Genomic DNA, 1333 nt, shown 5'->3' on the forward strand with positions numbered 1-1333 from the left:
GGCTCTTCATCGTTCATGGTGGAAAGTCATATCAAGCCCCCCAAAATAGAACAGTATCGCTGTCTTGAACCGTTGTTTGTTTCTAAAGCCTTTGGCTCTAAGCTTCATATATTGGATTTTGGCATTTATAGCCTCCGCCAAGCCATTCGATGCCTTAAGCCGCATTGCATTAAGGATTGCTGGTAAGTGCTTTTTCACTGTCGCTGCTGCTGTCATCAATGGTTTAATTCCACTTGCTTTAACTAAAGCAAGCCACTCTAGCCATTGATTCCTTGCGCTTCTGATCGAACTTCCGTACCAGATTATTCTTGCTTGCTCTTTGAGCAACCAGCTAAGGCTTGTATCTATCATGAGTTTGGCCAATCTGTTTATACGCTCTCTCAGGCGACCGGTGAGGTTTCTATTTCTTTTGAGCCAGCCATAACGCGTTCTGTAGCACTCTCGTTTAAGGTATGGCGGTAGACGGTTAACCTCTTGCTTGCGAACATCGTCAACAGCTTTGGTGAGCACTTTTGCTACGTGGAAATGATCAACTGCAATCAGGCGTTTAGATCGTGAGCCAAAGAAGGACTCGGTTGCATTCATAAAAGCTTGGCTCATATCCATCGAGACTGAGCGGACCTGTTGTTTAGCGATGTTAGGCAGCACTCGATAGCAGTTTGCTAAGCTTTGTTCACTTTTACCGTCGGCAACAGCGAGAACTTGGCCCGTTCGGCTCGACATCACAGTGACATAATCATGCCCTCGGCAAAAGGCAGTTTCGTCTACCAACAGATCTTCTACCTTATTTAAATTTCTCCGGGCGAGCCCTCGTGAAACAGCCCTTTTCATTATCCGATCAATGGCTCCCCAACTCAGTCGAAAGGCTTTAGATACAGAGTGAAGAGAAGTGAACTGAAGTGTTTCAATAATCTTTGTCTCGAAGAGTTCGGTATAGCGACTACTAGGAGATGCCCAAGGAACAGAAATGGTCTGAACCCCGTGCTTTGGACAGTCAGCACGTGGAACTTGGGCCTCAAGATATGTTTCGTATTGGCATGTATCCAAATGACGCCATATCCGCTTTCGAGAGTCATGCTTTCTTACCACTTTCGAGCATGTTGGACAAGCAACGCCTGAAGGACTTTCGTACATGATGGTCACGGTAATACGCTGGCTCTTTTTATCCACCTGGACAGAGTCGACAGTCCATGGCGGAGTCAGTCCAAGGATCGCTTGATAGAGTGCTGTATCTTTCATCTGATTCAGGGCTCAAGTGCAGAGTGTTTCCTCATTGTCCAATTAATCGGAAAACTTGAAAAGAAACACTTTCCACCACATCCGGTGAAGAGCC

The 1333-nt window shown here is 46.1% G+C and carries 1 protein-coding gene; it reads right to left on the minus strand.

Features of this window, described 5'->3' with window-relative positions; all coding sequences use genetic code 11:
* Positions 1-6 precede the first annotated feature (6 nt).
* Positions 7-1239, minus strand: coding sequence for an ISL3 family transposase (locus tag BGK46_RS16430; protein ID WP_069591129.1), 1233 nt, complete (start codon positions 1237-1239; stop codon positions 7-9).
* Positions 1240-1333: the final 94 nt, after the last annotated feature.

The organism is Salinivibrio sp. SS2 (assembly GCF_001722075.1).
Classification (GTDB): domain Bacteria; phylum Pseudomonadota; class Gammaproteobacteria; order Enterobacterales; family Vibrionaceae; genus Salinivibrio; species Salinivibrio proteolyticus.

What these genes read in the sequence shown, in the direction of transcription:
- BGK46_RS16430 (WP_069591129.1), bottom strand. Translation starts at nt 1,239, where the DNA reads ATGAAAGATACAGCACTCTATCAAGCGATCCTTGGACTGACTCCGCCA.